Here is a 14885-nt window from a genome sequence, read left to right as displayed (position 1 = left end):
CCCGCGTCGATCACCGCCTTGTGATACTGCGCCGTGCGCTGCGGCGACAGGGCCGCGGCGGTGACCACGCCCGAGTCGCGGATCTGCTTGATCCGCGCGCCGATCAGTTCTTCCTTGATCGGCTCGGCGTAGATCTCCTGCATGCGCCGGGTCGCCGCGTCGTCGCTCAGCGCGCCGATCTCCTCGATCAGCGGCGACGGGTCCTCGTACCGGGTCCACAGACCTTCGAGGTTCAGCACGCCGAGGCCACCCATGCGCCCGACCTCGATCGCGGTCTGCGGCGACACGACGCTGTCCATCGGTGCCGTCAGGAACGGCAACTCGAACCGGTACGCGTCGATCTGCCACGCGATCGAGACCTCTTCGGGGTCCCGGGTCCGCCGGCTGGGAACGATGGCGACGTCGTCGAAGTGATAGGCACGCCGGCCACGCTTGCCCCGGCCGATTTCGACCTCAGTCACGTTGCGCCTCTCCTGCTGGGATCTACTGGCATGTACTGGACTCGCCATCGGCACTCGCCGGACACGACGGCCGGAAGCGATGGATGGAAAATCCCCGTATCCCAGGGTACGGGGCGCCCTCACACGCGAGAGGCCCCGCCCGGACCACGGACGGGGCCTCTCGGTGTGTCCGGGGGCGATCGCCTTACCGGGAGTGGTAGTTCGGCGCTTCCTGCGTCATGTGAATGTCGTGCGGGTGCGACTCCTTGAGCCCGGCCGCGGTGATCCGCACGAAGCGGCCCTTGTCCTGAAGCTCGGGAACGGTCGCGGCGCCCGCGTAGCCCATCGACGCGCGCAGGCCGCCGATCAGCTGGTGCGCGACCGCGGACAGCGGGCCGCGGTAGGGAACCTGGCCCTCGATGCCCTCGGGGACGAGCTTGTCCTCGGAGAGCACGTCGTCCTGGAAGTAGCGGTCCTTGGAGAACGACTTGTTCTGGCCGCGCGTCTGCATCGCGCCGAGCGAGCCCATGCCCCGGTAGGACTTGAACTGCTTGCCGTTGATGAAGATCAGGTCGCCGGGGCTCTCCTCGCAGCCCGCGAGCAGGCTGCCGAGCATGACCGTGTCGGCGCCGGCGGCGATCGCCTTGGCGATGTCGCCGGAGTACTGGAGGCCGCCGTCGCCGATCACCGGGACACCGGCGGGCCGGGCCGCGAGCGACGCTTCGTAGATCGCGGTGACCTGGGGCGCGCCCACGCCCGCGACTACGCGGGTGGTACAGATCGAGCCCGGGCCGACGCCGACCTTGACGCCGTCCACGCCGGCGTCGATCATCGCCTGCGCGCCCTCGCGGGTGGCGATGTTGCCGCCGATCACCTCGACCTTGGTGTTGGCCTTGACCTTGGAGATCATCTCCAGGACGTTGCGCGAGTGTCCGTGCGCGCTGTCGACCACGATGAAGTCGACGCCCGCCTCGACCAGCGCCTGCACCCGGCGATAGCTGTCCTCGCCGGTGCCCACCGCGGCGCCCACCACGAGGCGGCCGTCGGCGTCCTTGGTCGCGTGCGGGTACTGCTCGCTCTTGACGAAGTCCTTGACCGTGATCAGGCCACGCAGCTTGCCGTTGTCGTCGAGCAGCGGCAGCTTCTCGACCTTGTGCCGGCGCAGCAGTTCCATCGCCTGGTCGCCGGTGGTGCCGACCTTGCCGGTCACCAGCGGCATCGGGGTCATCACCTCGCGCACGTGGCGCGAGTGGTCGACCTCGAAGCGCAGGTCGCGGTTGGTGACGATGCCGAGCAGCCGGCCGTTGTCGTCGGTGACCGGGACGCCGCTGATCCGAAAACGCGCGCACAGCGCGTCGACTTCCGCGAGCGTGGCCTCCGGGCCGATCGTGATCGGGTCGAGCACCATGCCCGCCTCCGATCGCTTGACCGTGTCCGCCTGGGCGGCCTGGTCCTCGATCGACAGGTTGCGGTGCAGCACCCCGACGCCGCCCTGACGGGCCATGGCGATCGCCATCCGAGCCTCGGTCACGGTGTCCATCGCGGACGACAGCAGCGGGATCCGGACGCGAATGTTGCGGGTGACCCGCGCGGAGGTGTCCACCTCGCTCGGCACGACGTCGGATGCGCCCGGCAGCAGCAGGACGTCGTCGTACGTCAGCCCGAGCATCGCGAACTTCTCGGGTACGCCGTCGGCCGTGAGACTCATGACACCTTCCGAAGGTATTCCGATGGGCCGCTCCGCGTGGGTACGGCGGAAACGCGCTTGCACAGCGGATGGGTGGGTTGGGGGTTCATGCTACTGGCCCTGCACGGTCCTTCGACCCCGCTTGCCCATGCGGGGACAACCCACGACGGCGGCCTGCGCATTCCCGACCCGTCGCGGGGCTCGTCTCAGCAGCGGTCCGGTACGACCCTGCGGCGGTTCGCGGCCGTGCCGTCGACCTCCGCGAGCAGCGCGCCGAACAGTCGCGCGACCCGGTCCTGCGCGGGGGTGGGGCGCCTGCGGCGCAACTGTTCGACGAACTCGTCGTCCTGGCGCAGCAGGCCCAGGTCGGCGGTGCCGGATCGGCCGCCGAGCCGCACACCGCCGCCGCTCACGCGGACTTCTCCTCGCCCGCCAACGCCCGCAGACGCGTCAGCGCGCGATGTTGCGCGACCCGAACCGCGCCCGGCGACATGCCCATCGCGCGCCCGGTCTCCTCGGCCGACAAACCGACGGCGACGCGGAGCACGAGCAGTTCCCGCAGGTTGTCGGGGAGCCTGCCGAGCAGGGCCCGCGCGTGTGCGGCGTCACTGCGCCGCACCACCTGGTCCTCGGGGCCCGGGTGGTCGTCGACCGCCTCGGGCAGATCACACGTGGGCACCGCGCCCCGCATCGCGGCGCGTTGCACGTCGACGACCTTGTGGGCCGCGATGCCGAACACGAACGCCTCGAACGGGCGCCCTTCGTCGCGATATCGCGGCAACGCGGACAGGACCGCCAGGCAGACCTCCTGCGCCGCGTCGTCCGCCGCGTGCTCCGCGCCGGAGACCCGGCCGAGCCGGGCCCGGCAGTAGCGCAACACGAGCGGGCGGACGTAGGCGAGCAGTTCGTCCGTCGCCTGGACGTCACCCTGGACCGCGCGAACCACCACGGCACGCATGCCGTCGTCGGCCTGCGCTTGTGCTTCGTACGGCGTGTCCGGCATTCGCTCGGGGGTCCCACCCATGCCATTCAGTATGCAGGGCTCGGACACCAAACCGCGGCCATGCCGGCCCGGGGGACTCATCCGGCCCCCCGGGCAACGGCTTTCACCGCACGGGCCCTTGCCCGTGCGGCCGGGTCATCGCACGAGTGTCCGTGCACGACGCCCGTTCGGGGACGTCTCGCGTTCAACGGTCACCGCACGAATCCCCACCGACGGCGCCCGCCCGGGAAGTGATTCCCCGAAAACCGGCGACCTCGGGTCGTCTCGCCTTCACCGTTCACCGCACGAGACCCCACCGACCGCACCGGGCCGGGCAGCGATCGCCCGACCCCGCCCGTCCCCGGTCGCCTCACCCGCACCGGTCACCGCACGAGTCCCCACCGAAAGCCGAGCGCCACCGCATGAGCCCGGTCGGATGCACCAAGCTTCTTGAACAAACGACGCGCGTGGGTTTTGACGGTGTCCTCCGAGAGGAACAGCTCACGCCCGATCTCGGCGTTGCTGCGTCCGTGGCTCATGCCTTCGAGCACCTGGATCTCACGTGCCGTCAGCGTGGGCGCCACGCCCATGTCGGGCGATCGCAGCCGACGCGGCGCGAGCCGCCACGTCGGATCGGCGAGCGCCTGTGAGACGGTCGCGCGCAGTTCCGCGCGCGACGCGTCCTTGTGCAGATATCCCCGAGCCCCGGCGGCGACCGCAAGGGCCACGCCGTCCAGGTCCTCGGCCATCGTCAGCATGATCACCCGTGCGCCGGGGTCGCCGGCCAACAGCCGGCGCACCGCCTCGACGCCACCGAGCCCGGGCATCCGCACGTCCATGAGGACCAGGTCGGACCGCTCCGCGCCCCAGCGCCGCAGTACCTCCTCGCCGCTCGTGGCCGTCGTCACCCTCTCGACACCGGGGACCGTGGCCACCGCCCGCCGCAGGGTCTCCCGAACCAGCGGGGAATCGTCGCAGACCAGGACGGTCGTCATCGCCGGCCTCCGCAGTGGATCCGCGTCACGTTGAGCCTCCACGCCTGTACGTACCGTTTCCTTTGCGGTGGTCCCGAAAGGTCGTGCACCGGAGATTCACCCCGGCCGCCCTCGTCGCCAACCGCTTCACCCACCCCAACGAGCATCACTCGAAAGGGTTACGGGGGGAGTTCCGCTCCGCCGGTACGACAACGAGGCGACCGAGCCCGAGGACACGCGAGGGTGACGCACACCTGCACACCGGTGCACTCCACCCACTCCCCCCGCGGCGCCGGACCGCTCATGGAGCGGCCTCCCCCACCAAAGTGAGTAATTTTTTCCGCCTTGGGTGCATAAGTGGAGATATGCATGGAACTGATCAACAAGTGACACAGTCGCCCCCACTTCTGATCACTTGATCACCACTCTTCCCCCGAATTCACCCCAACGGCGGCAGACCTGCACCCCGCAACCCAAGCCCCCAGCACCCCGACAGCCCCCACGGCACCCCGACCCCCCGACAACCCGAACGCGATAAGCAAGAGGGACGAGTCATGGCTGATTTCTCGCGACTCCCCGGCCCCAACGCCGATCTGTGGGACTGGCAGCTCTCGGCAGCCTGTCGCGGAGTCGACAGCGCGTTGTTCTTCCACCCCGAGGGCGAGCGCGGTGCCGCTCGGGTGGCCCGCGAGGCTTCGGCCAAGGAAGTCTGCATGCGGTGTCCCGTCCGCCGCCAGTGCGCCACGCACGCCCTCAAGGTGCGCGAACCGTACGGCGTATGGGGCGGACTCACCGAGGACGAACGGGTCGAACTGGACAGCGATCGTCGACACGGCGTAGCAGCCGCGGCGGCCGCCGCACAGGCGTCCAACGCGGGCACCGTCTCCGCGTCGACGTGATCGCGCGAGACCCCGAACGAACGAGACACCGGATGGACGAACGGCGCCGGCCCACCCCGATCGGGGTGGGCCGGCGCCGTTTCACGCGACACGTGTCACACGGGGTCACTCGGGGTGCCCGCCGTCGGGCTCGGGCCGGGGAAGTTCGATCCGGCCTACTGGAACGCGGACGCGTCCATCTCCCACACCTTCGGCCAGTCCTTGCCGCGGAACGCCGCGTCGGTGCCGCCGTCGCAGAACACCACCGAACCGACGAAGAAGGTCGACTCGCCGCCGAGCAGGAACGCCACGAGCGAGGCGATCTCGTCGGGACGACCGCCGCGACCGGCCGGGATCGTGTTGAGGAACATCTCCATGCCCTCGGCGGTCAGCGGGTCCTGGCGGCCCTCGGCGGTCATCGGGGTCTCGATCAGGCCCGGGGCGATCGCGTTGAGGCGGATGCCGTCGGCGATGTACTCGGCCGACTTGGTTCGCGCGTACCACGCGAGGGCGGCCTTGGTCGCGGGATACGCCTGGATGGCCGCGAAGTCGCCGAACGGCTCGGCGGCCTTGATCGCGGCGGCCTCGTCGCCCGCGAGACACGCCTCGGCGATCTCGACCGGCCAGTTCGGCTGGGACGTCGTGGAGTTGGAGCTGATCAGCACGACGGAGGCGTCGCTGCCGCGGGCGAGCAGCGGGCGCAGCCCTTCGAGCAGCTCGATCGCGCCGAAGTAGTTCACCGACACGAGCAACGCGCCGGAGCGCCCGGTGGCCGCGGCCACGCCCGCGAACGGCACGAAGCCGTCGAGCGAGCCGCCGGACAACTCGGTGACCCGCGCGATCGCCTCGGCGCGCCCCTCGGGCTTGCTCAGGTCCACCTCGACGTCGGCGTGGTGCAGGTCGACGCCGATGACCCGGTGGCCGTCGGCCTCCAGTCGCGCCTTGGTGGCGGCGCCCAGGCCCGAGGCCGCGCCGGTGATCGCGTAGGTAGCCATCTCTCTCCTTCGTCGGTGCCCGACGGACCGTGACCGCTCTCGCGCCTGACGACCCGTCAGTTTTTTGCCTCTCGGCACTCTCGCAGATCGCGCCCGCGGCCGAAAGGCCGTCGGGCCCGACCTCTGGCAGAGGTCGGGCCCGACAGCGTGCAACAGGTGAAACGGGTCACGCGAACGCGATTAGTGCGAGTGGCCGTGACCGCCGTGCGCGGCGGGCTCTTCCTCGGCCGGCTTCTCGACGACCAGGGTCTCGGTCGTGAGCAGCAGGGACGCGATCGACGCGGCGTTCTGCAGCGCGGAGCGGGTCACCTTGACCGGGTCGATGACGCCCGAGTCGACCAGGTTGCCGTACTCGCCGGTCGCGGCGTTGAAGCCGTGGCCGATGCCCAGCTCCTGCACCTTGTTGACGATGACGTAGCCCTCGAGGCCCGCGTTCTCGGCGATCCAACGCAGCGGCTCGACCGCGGCACGACGCACGACGGAGACGCCGGTGGCGACGTCGCCGGTCTGGCCCAGGTTCTCGGCGAGCACGGAGACGGCGTGCACCAGGGCGGTGCCGCCGCCGGCGACGATGCCCTCCTCGATGGCCGCGCGGGTCGCGGAGACCGCGTCCTCGAGACGGTGCTTCTTCTCCTTGAGCTCGACCTCGGTGGCCGCGCCCACGCGGATCACGCACACGCCGCCGGCCAGCTTCGCGAGGCGCTCCTGGAGCTTCTCGCGGTCCCAGTCGGAGTCCGTGTCCTCGATCTCACGCTTGATCTGCTTGACGCGGTCGGCGATCGCGGAACCGTCGCCGGCGCCCTCGACCAGCGTGGTCGCGTCCTTGGTGATGGTGATGCGACGGGCGCTGCCCAGCACCTCCAGGCCGACCTGGTCGAGCTTGAGGCCGACCTCGGGGGCGATGACCTGACCGCCGGTCAGGATCGCCATGTCCTCCAGCATCGCCTTGCGGCGGTCGCCGAAGCCCGGGGCCTTGACCGCGACGGCGTTGAACGTGCCGCGGATCTTGTTGACGACCAGGGTCGACAGCGCCTCGCCGTCGACGTCCTCGGCCACGATGAGCAGCGGCTTGGACGCGCCGGACTGGATGATCTTCTCGAGCAGCGGGAGGAGCTCGGCGATGGCCGAGATCTTGCCCTGGTGGATCAGGATGTACGGGTCGTCGAGGACGGCCTCCATCCGCTCCTGGTCGGTGACCATGTACGGCGACAGGTAGCCCTTGTCGAACTGGAGGCCCTCGGCGAACTCCAGCTCCAGACCCATGGTCTGGGACTCCTCGACGGTGATGACACCGTCCTTGCCGACCTTGTCCATGGCCTCGGCGATGAGCTCGCCGATCTGCGCGTCCTGGGCGGACAGCGCGGCGACGGCGGCGATGTCTTCCTTGCCGTCGATCGCGCGGGCGGTCTTGAGCAGCTGCTCGGAGACCGCGGCGACGGCGAGGTCGATGCCCTTCTTCAGGTCCATCGGGGCCGCGCCGGCGGCCACGTTGCGCAGACCCTCGCGGACGAGCGCCTGGGCCAGGACCGTCGCGGTGGTGGTGCCGTCACCCGCGATGTCGTTGGTCTTGGTCGCGACCTCCTTGGCGAGCTGCGCGCCGAGGTTCTCGTAGGGGTCCTCGAGCTCCACCTCACGGGCGATCGTCACGCCGTCGTTGGTGATGGTCGGGGCACCGAACTTCTTGTCGATCACGACGTTGCGGCCCTTGGGGCCGAGCGTGACCTTGACGGTGTCGGCCAGCGCGTTGACGCCGCGCTCCAGCGACCGCCGGGCCTTCTCGTCGAACTGGAGGATCTTCGCCATGAGGGTCTCTTCGTCCTTAAGGTTGCTTGTCGACCTGTACAACCGACTCCGCCCCGGTCAACCGGCCGACGAGGCTGGGTGGGTCCGGGGCGGGGTCGTCGAACCGTTACCGGCTCAGCGCGTCAGCGCGATGTCACTTCTCGATGATCGCGAGCACGTCGCGAGCCGAGAGAACGAGGTATTCCTCGCCGTTGTACTTGACCTCGGTGCCGCCGTACTTGCTGTAAAGCACGGTGTCACCGACGCTGACGTCGAGCGGCAGACGCTGACCGTCCTCGAAACGGCCCGGGCCCACGGCCAGGACGACGCCCTCCTGGGGCTTCTCCTTGGCGGTGTCCGGGATCACGAGACCCGACGCGGTGGTCTGCTCGGCCTCAAGCGTCTGGACCACGATGCGGTCCTCAAGCGGCTTGATGGCAACCTTGGTGTTGGCGGTCGTCACGATGCGACCTCCCCCTTCGGAGATCTCACGGAAAAATGTCTGTCGGCGGTTTCACAGATCCGTCGTCGCGGGTGCCGGACCTGCTGAGTCGCACTGGCACACTCATGGGGAGAGTGCCAGCACAGACACTAGGTGGCGCTTAGCACTCCGTCAACCAGAGTGCCAGAATCCGCGCGTCGATCCGGGCCGATACGGACCTTCGGCTCGACGAGAATGGACTTCGTGCACATCGATTCGTTCCCCGCGCTGCTGACCGACGAGGGCCGCCGGCTGCTCGATCTGCTGGCCGACCACGTCGCCGCGGACGAGTTGTCCCTGGCCACGCGGCTGCGCCGGGACCACGACCCCGAACTGATCGCGGCGGCCCTGACCCAGACCCGGCTGCGACAGCGCGGGCGGGCCAAGTTCCCGGGCGACGCGGATCGGATGTTCTTCACTCCCGACGGCCTCGAACAAGCCACCCGCACGTCGGTGGCCGAGCTGCGGGCCGGCCGGTTCGCCGAGGGCGCCGGCATCGAACGGGTCGCCGACCTGTGCTGCGGAATCGGCGGCGACGCGATCGCGCTCGCCCGAGCCGGGATCGCGGTACACGCGGTCGACCGCGATCCGCTCACGTGCGCGGTGGCCCGGGCGAACGCCCGGGCGCTGGGTCTGGCGGACCTGATGACGGTCGAGTGCGCCGACGTGAGCGAGGTCGCACTCGACGGCTGTGACGCGGTGATGATCGACCCGGCCCGCCGGACCGCGCGCGGGCGGACCTTCGATCCCGAGTCGTACTCGCCGCCGTTCTCGTTCCTGACCACGCTCGCCGAACGGGTCGCTCGCGGCGCGGCCAAGGTCGCGCCGGGCATCCCGCACGAGATCGTGCCGGCGGGCATGGAGGCCGAGTGGGTCTCCGACCGCGGCGACGTCAAGGAGGCGGTGCTGTGGTGGGGCGATCTCGCCCGGGCCCGGGTGAGCGCGACGAGACTGCCGCTCGGGGACCGCTTGAGCAGCCGTGCGGCGACCCGTCAGGCCCCGGTCGGCCCGGTCCGGCGCTATCTCTACGAGGCGGACGGCGCCGTCGTCCGGGCGCACCTGATCGCCGAGCTCGCCGAGGAGGTCGACGGGACGCTGATCGACGAGACGATCGCCTATTTCACGTCGGACCGGCTCGTGGGTCTGCGCCTGACCAGCGTGTACGAGATCACCGACGTGCTGCCGTTCAACCTCAAGAAGCTCAAGGCGGTGCTGCGCGAGCGCGGGGTCGGCAACCTCACGGTCAAGAAGCGCGGCTCGGCGGTCGAGCCGGAGGAGGTCCGGCGCCGGGTCAAGCCGACCGGTCCGCACGCGGCCACGGTCGTACTGACCCGGGTCGCGGGCGCGCCGACGATGCTGATCACCCGGCCCGTGGCCGGGGCCGGTTGAGCCGGGTTCAGCCGATGTAGTCCTCCAGGCGCGCGACCGTGTAGCCCTGCGCCTGGATCTTGCGCAGCATGTTGCCGAACATCTCGGTCATCGTGGTGCCCTTGAGCTCCGAGGGTCCGCGGAAGTGGGCCAGGATGATGTCGCCCGGGTGCAGCTTCTTCTCGCCCGCGTACTGCATGTCGTTGATCTGCATCGACTCCTGCCACTTGACGATCGCGCCGATCCCGCCGCACTGTCCCGCGACCGTCTGGGTGGTCGCGTTCCAGTTGCCGTAGGGCGGGCGAAACAGCGTCGGGCGCTTGCCGTACACGTCGCCGATGCGGTCCGAGTTGCCGCAGATCTCGTGCTTTTGGGCATCGGCGCCGAGCCGCTTGAGGTCGGGATGCGACAGCGTGTGGTTTTGCACCGACGCGCCGAGCGCCTGGAGCTTGCGGAAGTACTCGGGGTTTTGTCGGACGTAGGTGTCGTTGAGGAACATCGACACCGGGACCCGCAGGTCCTGCATCATCTCCAGGAACTTCGGGTCCTTCTCCGCGCCGTCGTCGATCGTGACGAACACGATCTTTTGGTCGGTGGGGATCTTGTCGATCACCGGCGGCTTGGGTCCGCCGCCCTGGACGGGCTTGGTCGCGGGCGGGGTGGGCGCCGGGTCGAGCGGCTTGAGGTTCCACTTGGCGGCGCGCTCCACCGCACCGGCGGCCGCGGCGTCCGGGATATCCGCGGTGTCCGATTTCGCGGCGGGGGCAGGGCCGGGAGGACTCGGCGCGGGGCCGTTCGCGACTTTTTCGACGGGCCTGTCCGCGGCCTTGTCGTTCGAGCCGCCGCAGCCGGTCGCGATGCCCGCCACCACGACCGCGGCGAGGGCGAATGCCGCACCTCGTCGCTTTTGTACCGCCATGAACACCACTGTCGCCGCGTCCTCTCGCTCGCCCGGCCGATCCGCGTACACGCTACGGGCCGGCTCGGCCCGTCACGGTCCGGGCAAGGGCTGCCCAAGGGACTGTTGAAGGACTGTTGAGCAGTCGTTGAGCTGGGCACACTCCCGGACAAGGCTCACCGGCACGTGCGGCGGCACGCAGCCGGCAGCCATGGCACCCGACCCGCACCCGGCTTGCGAATGGCCTCCTCGCCGGGTGTGGGTCGAGTGTTGAATCGGCCCGTGCACGGCTGCGGAGCCGGTTCGGCGCCCGCTCAGGGGGCGATGCTGAGCCGCTCGAAGGACCACTCGTACGCAGGCCGCGAGACCAAGGCCGCAGGCGGGTCGGGCAGCTTCACCGGGGTGCCCGTCCACAGCGCGACGACCACGACCCGGTCGCCGTCGTCGGGGGCGCCGGGCGCGGCGAACACCTCGACGCGCTCCAGCCCGGGTGAGCCGAGCAGCACCGGCAGCGCGGTGGTGTGCACCCAGTCCGCCAGGAGCGGCCCGCCGCCCGCCGCCGTCTTCGCTTCCCACATCGCCGCGATCGTCATCGTGCCCTCCGAGAGTCGGTGTGGTCCCGGGCGTGTCCCGGCACCCGCGTCGCGGTGGGGCCGAGGACGTGCGCTATGCCTGCGACACCGTGACCGGCATCGACGAGTCGGCCGGGATCGACAGTGTGGACGGGGCCCGGTCGCGCGCGACCATCTCCGCGCCGAGCGCCGCGACCATCGCGCCGTTGTCCGTGCACAGTCCCGGCCGCGGCACCCGCAGCACGATCCCCGCGGCGTCGCAGCGTTCCTGCGCGAGGGCGCGCAGGCGCGAGTTGGCGGACACGCCGCCGCCCATCATCAGGTGCTCGACGCCGTTCTCCTTGCACGCGCGGATCGCCTTGCGCGTCAGCACGTCCACGACGGCTTCCTGGAAGGACGCGGCGACGTCGGCGACGGGGACGTCCTCGCCCGCGAGGCGCCTGGCCTCGACCCAGCGCGCGACGGACGTCTTGAGGCCGGAGAAGGAGAAGTCGAACGGCGCGTCGCGCGGCCCGGTGAGCCCGCGCGGGAACGCGATGGCGGCCCGGTCGCCCGCGCGCGCCCAGCGGTCGATCGCCGGACCGCCGGGGAAGCCCAGCCCGAGCACTCGTGCGACCTTGTCGAACGCCTCGCCCGCCGCGTCGTCGATGGTCGAGCCGAGCGGGCGCACGTCGGCGGTGATGTCGGGGACGAGCAGCAGTGACGAATGCCCGCCGGACACGAGCAGCGCCATGCACGGCTCGGGCAGCCTGCCGTGTTCGAGGTGGTCCACGCACACGTGTGACGCGAGATGGTTGACCCCGTACAACGGCTTGTCGAGCGCGACCGCGTAGCCCTTGGCCGCGGCGACCCCCACGAGCAGCGCGCCGGCCAGACCGGGGCCCGAGGTCACCGCGACGGCGTCGATGTCGTTCATCGTCACACCGGCGTCCTTCAGCGCCCGGCGCACGGTCGGCACCATCGCCTCCAGGTGCGCGCGGCTCGCCACCTCGGGCACGACGCCGCCGAACCTGGCGTGCTCGTCGACGCTGGAGGCGATCGCGTCCGCGAGCAGGGTGGTGCCGCGCACGATGCCGATGCCGGTCTCGTCACACGAGGTCTCGATGCCCAGGACGAGTGGTTCGTCAGCCACCGGTGGCCGTTCCTTCCGGACGGGCCCCGGCCGCGCGGTCCCCGTCGTTGCGTTCGCTCAGATCGCAGCGCATCACGAGCGCGTCGACGTTGGCGGGTTGGTAGTAGCCGCGGCGCACGCCGATCCCCTTGAAGCCGAAGCGCTCGTAGAGCGCCTGCGCGCGGGCGTTGTCCACCCGGACTTCGAGCAGTACGTCGCGGCAGCCGCGCTCGCTCGCGCGATCGAGGAGGTCGGTCAACAGCACGGTGCCCAGGCCCGTTCCCCACCGATCACGGCGCACCGCGATGGTCTGGACGTCGCCCTCGTCACCGATCACCGCGAGTCCGGCGTAGCCGGCCATCGCCCCGGTCTCGTCCTCGGCGACCATGTAGTGCCGCATCTCGGGCTCGGCCAATTCGGACCAGAACATCCCGGCGGACCAGGCATCCTCGACGAACAGGTCGTGTTCGAGCCGGATGACGGCCTCGATGTCCCACCACCGCATGCGCCGCAGTCGGGGAGCGGTTTCCATGCGCGGGATTCTACTGCCGCGACCGGGGTCGGTTGTGGCACCGGGGCGGCGGCGGGTACCGCTTTCGCGAGCGCGGTCGCGGGGTCAGGGCCTGGGCGCGGGGGGCTCCGGCGTCACGGCCTTGTAGCCGGCGGGGACCTTGGCGTCCGGTCGGCGCAGGTACAGCGGCTCGGCCGGCAGCAGCGGCAGGCCGGCCGTCAGCCGTTCGACCGCGAAGGCCGCGAGCGCCGCGGCGTCGAGGTGTTCGGGGCCGCGCACGTCGGCGAAGGACTCCGGGTACAGCGCCGCGCCGGCGCCCACCGCGGGCAGCCCCCGCAGCGCGTCGGCGATCTCGGCCGCGTGGTCCACGGCCGGGCCCTCCACCCGGGTGCGGGCGTCGTCGTAGCGCGCCCAGTAGACCTCCTTGCGGCGCGCGTCGGTCGCGGCCGTGAAGGGTCCGGTGACCGTGCCGTCGCGGCCGGCCGCGTACGCCAGCGCGTCCAGACTGCACACGCCGTGCACGGGGACGCCGAGCGCGTCGCCCATCGCGAGCGCGGTCACGATCCCGACCCGCAGACCCGTGTACGGTCCGGGGCCGACCCCGACCGCTATGTCGGTGATGTGGCCGCGAGTACGACCGGCGGCGCGCAGCACGTCGACGATTCCGGGCGCGAGTAGTTCCCCCTGGCGTCGGGCATCGACTCGGGTGGAACCGGCGAGCACACCGGATTCGTCGTGAAGGGCGACCGTGACGGCCGGGGTGGCGGTGTCGAAGGCGAGCAGCAGCACGGCACCAGGCTACCGACCGAAATCCGGGGACCGAGCCGGGTCACCCGAGAGGGTGGACAAAAAGCCGACCGGCTCCCGCGCTCCGGCGGCACGTGCCGGCACCATGGACGCACCACACGGCGGAAGAGGGACCCAAGGCAATGGCGAAGCGACTCAATCCGGGCGTGGCGGTGTCGATCATCACCATCGCCGCCTTGGTCGGCGTCGGATTCCTCGCCGCGCAGGCGGCGAACTCGGCGCCCGAGGATCGACAGATAGCGCGGCCGACCACCGCGGCGCCTACCGGGACGGCCGCCCCCGGCGAGCCGGCCCCCCCGCCCAAGCCGACGACTCCGCCCATCCCCGCCGACTCCGGGACCGGCAAGCGGGTCGTCTATTCGATCCAGGAGAACCGGGTCTGGCTCGTCAGCGAGGCCGAGATCTCGTTGCGCGACTACCCGATCGCACCCGCCCCGGTGAAGCCGACGCCCGGCGCCTACTCGGTGACGATCAAGACCGAAGAGGCGCGAAAGGGCAGCGACAATCTGACGATCACGCACTCCGTGCGCTTCGGGTACGTCCAAGGGATCCCGCTCGGATTCGCGGCGACGGACACCCCGTTGGACAAGATCGCCGTGCCCAAGTCGACCGCGACCGGCACGGCCAAGCCGAAAACGCCCCCCGCCGCGCAGCAGAGCGCGGGCATCCGCTCGACACCGGCCGACGGCACGGCCTTGTGGAACTTCGCACCGATCGGCACTCCGGTCGTCGTCGTGCCCTGACCGCTACCGCCGCCCTACCGTCGGCCCGCTCGCCACGCCCACTTCCGCCCTATTTCACCGCTATATAGATACTTTGCCCACGTATCATCGGGCGATTGGCTCATGGCCACCCGTGCCCTTCGGGGCACGCGTGGCCACACGGGCAAAGATCGCACCGAGGAGCTGGTGGCGGCGTGGCGCACGAATCCTCCGGGCCCAGCGGTCCCGGCCAGGTCCAGGGGCCAGCCCCACGACGACGGCTGTTCGACTACCCGCGCGCCAACCGCACGGGGCCGCGGCGCTGGTTGCCCTCGTTCAAGCATCTGCTCACCTTCGTACTCCTGGTCGTCTCCGCCCTGTTCGCGATCCTGGGCATCGTGTACGCGATCACCCCCGTCCCGCGCGCGATCAACGCGCAGGCCACGCAGCAGAGCAACGTCTGGTACTGGAGCGACGGCACCGAGATCACCCGTACCGGCGCCACCAACCGGCAGACGGTGCCACTGTCCGCGATCCCGATCGACACCCGGCACGCGGTCCTGGCCGCCGAGGACCGGTCGTTCTACTCCAACGCCGGCGTCTCGATCACCGGCACCGTACGGGCGCTCCTGAGCAACGTCACGGGCGGCGGTGGTCTTCAGGGCGGTTCGACGATCACCCAGCAGTACGTCAAGAAC

Annotated in this window: 17 protein-coding genes; 4 read left to right on the top strand and 13 right to left on the bottom strand. The window is 70.6% G+C overall.

What is annotated here, in order from left to right; all coding sequences use genetic code 11:
* From GT354_RS28740 to GT354_RS28720, 5 genes are all read right to left on the bottom strand, one after another.
* The coding region (locus GT354_RS28740; protein WP_346012222.1) for an IMP dehydrogenase at positions 1 to 461 on the bottom strand (461 nt) is incomplete at its 3' end.
* Between the two features lie 184 nt (positions 462 to 645).
* The gene (gene guaB / locus GT354_RS28735) at positions 646 to 2148 is read right to left on the bottom strand and encodes an IMP dehydrogenase (RefSeq protein ID WP_161359288.1); all 1503 of its coding nucleotides are present in this window, start codon (positions 2146 to 2148) and stop codon (positions 646 to 648) included.
* A gap of 185 nt (positions 2149 to 2333) precedes the next feature.
* Positions 2334 to 2540 (bottom strand): hypothetical protein, encoded by a 207-nt coding sequence (locus GT354_RS28730; protein ID WP_161359287.1) that lies wholly within the window; start codon positions 2538 to 2540, stop codon positions 2334 to 2336.
* Complete coding sequence (gene shbA, locus GT354_RS28725) at positions 2537 to 3130, bottom strand: RNA polymerase sigma factor ShbA (RefSeq protein WP_202512427.1); 594 nt, start codon at positions 3128 to 3130, stop codon at positions 2537 to 2539. The genes GT354_RS28730 and shbA overlap by 4 nt, the downstream gene beginning before the upstream one ends.
* Positions 3131 to 3492: 362 nt before the next feature.
* Positions 3493 to 4104: a response regulator transcription factor gene (locus GT354_RS28720; RefSeq protein WP_020549179.1), complete on the bottom strand. Its 612-nt coding sequence runs from the start codon at positions 4102 to 4104 to the stop codon at positions 3493 to 3495.
* A 533-nt stretch (positions 4105 to 4637) separates the two neighbouring features.
* On the opposite strand from GT354_RS28720, the gene GT354_RS28715 reads away from it, so the two are divergent.
* Positions 4638 to 4982 carry a WhiB family transcriptional regulator gene (locus GT354_RS28715; RefSeq protein ID WP_161359285.1) on the top strand — a complete coding sequence of 115 codons (345 nt, stop codon included), beginning with the start codon at positions 4638 to 4640 and terminating at the stop codon, positions 4980 to 4982.
* Between the two features lie 155 nt (positions 4983 to 5137).
* On the opposite strand, the gene GT354_RS28710 is transcribed toward GT354_RS28715, so the two are convergent.
* The 3 genes from GT354_RS28710 to groES all read right to left on the bottom strand — a co-directional run bounded on the left by GT354_RS28710 (position 5138) and on the right by groES (position 8201).
* Entirely contained in the window at positions 5138 to 5956 is an 819-nt protein-coding gene (locus tag GT354_RS28710; protein WP_161359284.1) for an SDR family oxidoreductase, read from the bottom strand.
* 180 nt (positions 5957 to 6136) lie between these two features.
* Entirely contained in the window at positions 6137 to 7759 is a 1623-nt protein-coding gene (groL, locus tag GT354_RS28705) for a chaperonin GroEL (RefSeq protein WP_161359283.1), read from the bottom strand.
* 133 nt (positions 7760 to 7892) lie between these two features.
* Positions 7893 to 8201, bottom strand: a complete 309-nt coding sequence (gene groES, locus GT354_RS28700; RefSeq protein ID WP_161359282.1) for a co-chaperone GroES — start codon at positions 8199 to 8201, stop codon at positions 7893 to 7895.
* 213 nt (positions 8202 to 8414) lie between these two features.
* Between groES and GT354_RS28695 the strand changes: the two genes are divergently transcribed.
* A complete protein-coding gene (locus GT354_RS28695) occupies positions 8415 to 9608 on the top strand; it encodes a methyltransferase domain-containing protein (RefSeq protein ID WP_202512423.1) in 1194 nt (397 codons plus the stop codon).
* Between the two features lie 7 nt (positions 9609 to 9615).
* Here the strand turns inward: GT354_RS28695 and GT354_RS28690 are convergent, their stop codons facing one another.
* The 5 genes from GT354_RS28690 to tsaB all read right to left on the bottom strand — a co-directional run bounded on the left by GT354_RS28690 (position 9616) and on the right by tsaB (position 13468).
* On the bottom strand, positions 9616 to 10506 hold the full coding sequence (locus tag GT354_RS28690; protein WP_202512422.1) for a polysaccharide deacetylase family protein: 891 nt from the start codon (positions 10504 to 10506) through the stop codon (positions 9616 to 9618).
* 293 nt (positions 10507 to 10799) lie between these two features.
* Positions 10800 to 11078: a hypothetical protein gene (locus tag GT354_RS28685; RefSeq protein WP_161359280.1), complete on the bottom strand. Its 279-nt coding sequence runs from the start codon at positions 11076 to 11078 to the stop codon at positions 10800 to 10802.
* 73 nt (positions 11079 to 11151) lie between these two features.
* Positions 11152 to 12189, bottom strand: a complete 1038-nt coding sequence (gene tsaD / locus GT354_RS28680; RefSeq protein WP_161359279.1) for a tRNA (adenosine(37)-N6)-threonylcarbamoyltransferase complex transferase subunit TsaD — start codon at positions 12187 to 12189, stop codon at positions 11152 to 11154.
* Complete coding sequence (gene rimI / locus GT354_RS28675) at positions 12182 to 12700, bottom strand: ribosomal protein S18-alanine N-acetyltransferase (protein ID WP_161359278.1); 519 nt, start codon at positions 12698 to 12700, stop codon at positions 12182 to 12184. The genes tsaD and rimI overlap by 8 nt, the downstream gene beginning before the upstream one ends.
* An 84-nt stretch (positions 12701 to 12784) precedes the next feature.
* Positions 12785 to 13468: a tRNA (adenosine(37)-N6)-threonylcarbamoyltransferase complex dimerization subunit type 1 TsaB gene (tsaB, locus tag GT354_RS28670; RefSeq protein WP_161359277.1), complete on the bottom strand. Its 684-nt coding sequence runs from the start codon at positions 13466 to 13468 to the stop codon at positions 12785 to 12787.
* Between the two features lie 140 nt (positions 13469 to 13608).
* Here tsaB and GT354_RS28665 point away from each other — a divergent pair, with 140 nt between their 5' ends.
* Both GT354_RS28665 and GT354_RS55940 read left to right on the top strand, forming a co-directional pair.
* Positions 13609 to 14229, top strand: coding sequence for a hypothetical protein (locus GT354_RS28665; RefSeq protein ID WP_161359276.1), 621 nt, complete (start codon positions 13609 to 13611; stop codon positions 14227 to 14229).
* 173 nt (positions 14230 to 14402) lie between these two features.
* The coding region (locus tag GT354_RS55940) for a transglycosylase domain-containing protein (RefSeq protein ID WP_346012221.1) at positions 14403 to 14885 on the top strand (483 nt) is incomplete at its 3' end.

The sequence above is a fragment of the Streptomyces sp. SID3343 genome (genome assembly GCF_009865215.1).
GTDB lineage: Bacteria > Actinomycetota > Actinomycetes > Streptomycetales > Streptomycetaceae > Embleya.
The sequence above is the reverse complement of the archived record's forward strand: the minus strand, read 5'-3'. Positions and strand labels throughout refer to the sequence as shown.

Excerpts from the sequence above, each read along its gene's own strand:
- GT354_RS28690 (WP_202512422.1), bottom strand. The coding sequence starts at position 10,506 with ATGGCGGTACAAAAGCGACGAGGTGCGGCATTCGCCCTCGCCGCGGTC.
- GT354_RS28720 (WP_020549179.1), bottom strand. The coding sequence starts at position 4,104 with ATGACGACCGTCCTGGTCTGCGACGATTCCCCGCTGGTTCGGGAGACC.
- guaB (WP_161359288.1), bottom strand. The coding sequence starts at position 2,148 with ATGAGTCTCACGGCCGACGGCGTACCCGAGAAGTTCGCGATGCTCGGG.
- GT354_RS28710 (WP_161359284.1), bottom strand. The coding sequence starts at position 5,956 with ATGGCTACCTACGCGATCACCGGCGCGGCCTCGGGCCTGGGCGCCGCC.
- GT354_RS28665 (WP_161359276.1), top strand. The coding sequence starts at position 13,609 with ATGGCGAAGCGACTCAATCCGGGCGTGGCGGTGTCGATCATCACCATC.
- rimI (WP_161359278.1), bottom strand. The coding sequence starts at position 12,700 with ATGGAAACCGCTCCCCGACTGCGGCGCATGCGGTGGTGGGACATCGAG.
- GT354_RS28695 (WP_202512423.1), top strand. The coding sequence starts at position 8,415 with ATGGACTTCGTGCACATCGATTCGTTCCCCGCGCTGCTGACCGACGAG.
- GT354_RS28715 (WP_161359285.1), top strand. The coding sequence starts at position 4,638 with ATGGCTGATTTCTCGCGACTCCCCGGCCCCAACGCCGATCTGTGGGAC.
- groL (WP_161359283.1), bottom strand. The coding sequence starts at position 7,759 with ATGGCGAAGATCCTCCAGTTCGACGAGAAGGCCCGGCGGTCGCTGGAG.
- shbA (WP_202512427.1), bottom strand. The coding sequence starts at position 3,130 with ATGCCGGACACGCCGTACGAAGCACAAGCGCAGGCCGACGACGGCATG.
- GT354_RS28685 (WP_161359280.1), bottom strand. The coding sequence starts at position 11,078 with ATGACGATCGCGGCGATGTGGGAAGCGAAGACGGCGGCGGGCGGCGGG.